The sequence below is a fragment of the Terasakiella pusilla DSM 6293 genome (genome assembly GCF_000688235.1).
In the GTDB taxonomy this organism is placed as follows: domain Bacteria; phylum Pseudomonadota; class Alphaproteobacteria; order Rhodospirillales; family Terasakiellaceae; genus Terasakiella; species Terasakiella pusilla.
On sequence record NZ_JHYO01000063.1, the window covers coordinates 1 to 3,159 of the forward strand.

The 3,159-nt window shown below is 39.1% G+C and carries 3 protein-coding genes and 1 pseudogene; 3 read left to right on the plus strand and 1 reads right to left on the minus strand.

Translation table 11 applies throughout. The features are described 5' to 3' along the window. The 3 genes from Q397_RS23605 to Q397_RS0119940 all read left to right on the plus strand — a co-directional run. Positions 1-386: helix-turn-helix transcriptional regulator (locus tag Q397_RS23605; protein WP_038015054.1), on the plus strand; the 386-nt coding region annotated here is incomplete at its 5' end. Between the two features lie 32 nt (positions 387-418). After that, a complete protein-coding gene (locus Q397_RS0119935) occupies positions 419-1,267 on the plus strand; it encodes a hypothetical protein (RefSeq protein ID WP_028880888.1) in 849 nt (282 codons plus the stop codon). A gap of 2 nt (positions 1,268-1,269) precedes the next feature. Further along, on the plus strand, positions 1,270-2,694 hold the full coding sequence (locus tag Q397_RS0119940; protein ID WP_028880889.1) for a hypothetical protein: 1,425 nt from the start codon (positions 1,270-1,272) through the stop codon (positions 2,692-2,694). Positions 2,695-2,765: 71 nt separating this feature from the next. Here Q397_RS0119940 and Q397_RS23610 read toward each other — a convergent pair. Then, positions 2,766-3,059, minus strand: a pseudogene (locus Q397_RS23610) (endonuclease); the annotation flags it as partial. Positions 3,060-3,159 lie beyond the last annotated feature (100 nt).

Below are 3,159 nucleotides of genomic sequence, written 5' to 3' on the forward strand. Positions count from 1 at the left end.
CAGTTTTCCCATGTCTTTTCTCCTTATCCATGGATTTGAATAAGCCAGAAAAACTAACATTTCGTGTGGATCACTTTTTGGGGGCTACGCCAGTAGTAAGCAAAGAAATTGTATTTGAGCGAGATAAGAACTTTTCACTTCAATCCTATGCTGAACGATCCTTTGGTGTTTTTCAGGAAGAGCATCAATATGATGTCGTCTGGAAGTTCTCACCTAGAGTTACGGCGGATGCCATGGAATTTATCTTTCATCCCACTCAATCTTTTGAAGAAACAGAGGATGGAAGCCTGATTGTACGCTTCAAAGCCAGCGGCAGAAAAGAAATGGACTGGCACCTATATACATGGGGCGAGGACGTAGAAGATTTGACTGAGTATTATACCTGATGCTTACCACTAAAAAATAATGGAGAAATTGAATGTTTAATAGAACTGTAAAAAAAGAATCTATCTCGAATTTAGAAAAAACAGTTGAAATTTATGATGCAAATGTAAGCGAAGTTCAACATGCAGCAGTTTTATTACATAGCCTTCGCGAGAATGATGGAGCAAAAGTAATTAAGAACGTGGAAGGTTACATCAATCAACTAGCAAATTCTCCAAAAGAGTTTGAAAAAAGTTTCTCATTTTACAAAGCTGAATTTGCAATCTTTAACAATCTAATTAAAGAGTTTAGTGCTTTAGCGGTTGATACAAACTTTAAAGCTGGCGGGAGTGCGATAGCTGGTACAGCAGCAGGGGTGGGTACCGCGGCTTTAATGCCATCTGCCGCTATGGCTGTTGCGACAACTTTTGGAACGGCTTCCACGGGTACCGCAATATCCACACTGGGTGGAGCAGCAGCCACAAATGCAGCACTCGCTTGGTTAGGGGGAGGTGCATTAAGTGCGGGAGGTGCAGGCATGGCAGGTGGAACAGCTTTCTTGGCTCTTGCAGGGCCAATAGGAATTGGCATTGGGGCTGTATCTATTCTTGGTAGCGGACTCTATTTTTCATCTAAAAATAAGAAAATTGCTCAAGAAGCTAATGAAAAAACAAAAGAGATTGAATTAGCTAACAAAACACTTGAAGCATCTAAATTAGAACTAAGTAAACTGATACAGCTAACAAAACAACATTCGATAGGTGTATTAAACCTTTTAAGTGATTTGCAACAAGAAGCTCCTTCAAACTATGACCAATTTACATTAGCAGACAAACAAAAAATTGGAGCTTTGATAAATCACATTAACTCCCTGTCTGAACTAATCAATAAGAAGGTCGCTTAAAAATGAAAAACCAACATACAGCAGATCAAGTTTCAGGTGCTTTTATAAATAACATAAATCAAATTCGAATTACTGATGAATTGTTGCAACAGCAAATACAAGATAACCATTTTAAAAGTGCGATTGACCAGATTGATAAAGTCCGTGAATTCGTTGGTTCACCAGAAAACATTCTGGGTAGTGACAAAACCAAGCACGGTGAAATAGCTGAACAAGTCGAAGTTGGAATACGAAACGCTCGTTCAGCATTAAATGGTGATGAATTTCGTGCTACATTCGAAGGTGTAGGCAGAACTGCACCAGAGGATTACATTATCGATGGCATTCAGGTCCAATCCAAGTTCTTAAACGGCACTAATAATAATCTAAGTGCAGTAATTGAGCATATGGAAAAATACAGCAGTTTTGGACGTGACGGATCTTTTTACCATATACCCAAAAATGAATATGAAATTATTCAGAAAATCATCGATGGTAAAGATGTTGAAGGCTTAAAGCTCTCAACAATAGAAGCAATTAAGAAAAAAATCACAGAAATAGAAACTCAGAGTGGATTACCTTTCAATGAAGTAGTGCGACCGGGACAATCAGATTATAACGAGGTTCAACAAGGCGTTATTCATAAAACACTTGATGGCCATGAAGAAACACTTTCAGAACAAAATCAGGAAATCAAAGAACAAATATCCGAAGACCATCAGGCAAATTTACATGAAGGGCTCCAAGCAACAGCGATTGCTGCAGCTGTAGGAGCTACTGTTTCTCTAACGACAGGGTTATATAAAAAGTATAAAGAGGGTAAGAAGTTTTATGCTGGTGATTTTTCTCTAGATGATTGGAAGGAAGTTGGCGTTGAAACGTCAAAAGGTGGAGCAATTGGTGCTACATCTGGTGCTGCAATTTATACACTAACAAACTATGCTCAGTTATCTGCTCCATTTGCAGCAGCTATGGTAAGTGCAGTTAAAGGTATTGGATCATTGGCCTCAGACCTTGAGAAAGGTGAGATTAACCAAGAAGAATTTATCGAGCTTAGCTATATTGTTTGTTCAGAGACAGCAATAGTCGGATTTGCGACAGTCGCTGGGCAAGCAGCCATTCCCATTCCAGTACTTGGCTCAGTCATTGGTTCTCTTGCTGGTACTCTTATAGCTAAATCCCTTGGCTCAAATAATATGATTACGACAAAAAAGATTAGGGAAGACCTTGAAGTGTATCTAAATCAATTGGACGAAAAATATAAAATTTTAGTTCAAGAAATTACCACAGAGTTTGATAAGTTAGGGTCCCTTACAGAGGCTGCCTTTAATATTGAAAATAATTTAAAGGCTTTGCATATAAGTGCAGAATTAGCTGCCGCTCATGGAGTTAAGAAGGAAAGCATAATGAATTCCGTACATGATGTAGACACCTTCATGTTAGCATGAAAATTTTTATTTTCCGTAATTCTCATATGTCAGATTAAATATGGACTGAATCAAATAGAGATCGCAAAGGCCTATTTCACATACGGATTTCCATTCCCCTGAATCTCAATGATACGCTGATCCCGATGACGTTCAACTTCGTCAACGGGATCAGATTTCGCCCACGCTTCCAACAATCGGGTTTGCTGTTTCGATAAACGAATGCCGTATTGGTCGCGCATATAAAAATAGATACGAGCAATGTCACCGCGTACCGATGGCATGGGCTCTGCCAACTTCCCTTTAAAATCCACCTCAAAGTCACATGTCCCATAACGACGAGCTTCGCCGTCAATCATAGTGAATTTGTAATTTGATCGATCTCCATTGAGTTTGCTCCTCTCCCCGAATGTTGATCCAGTAGGTAGTTAGTGTTTTCATTATTTTGAACAATGGAGAACACTTATGAAGCGTAGATTTACAGAC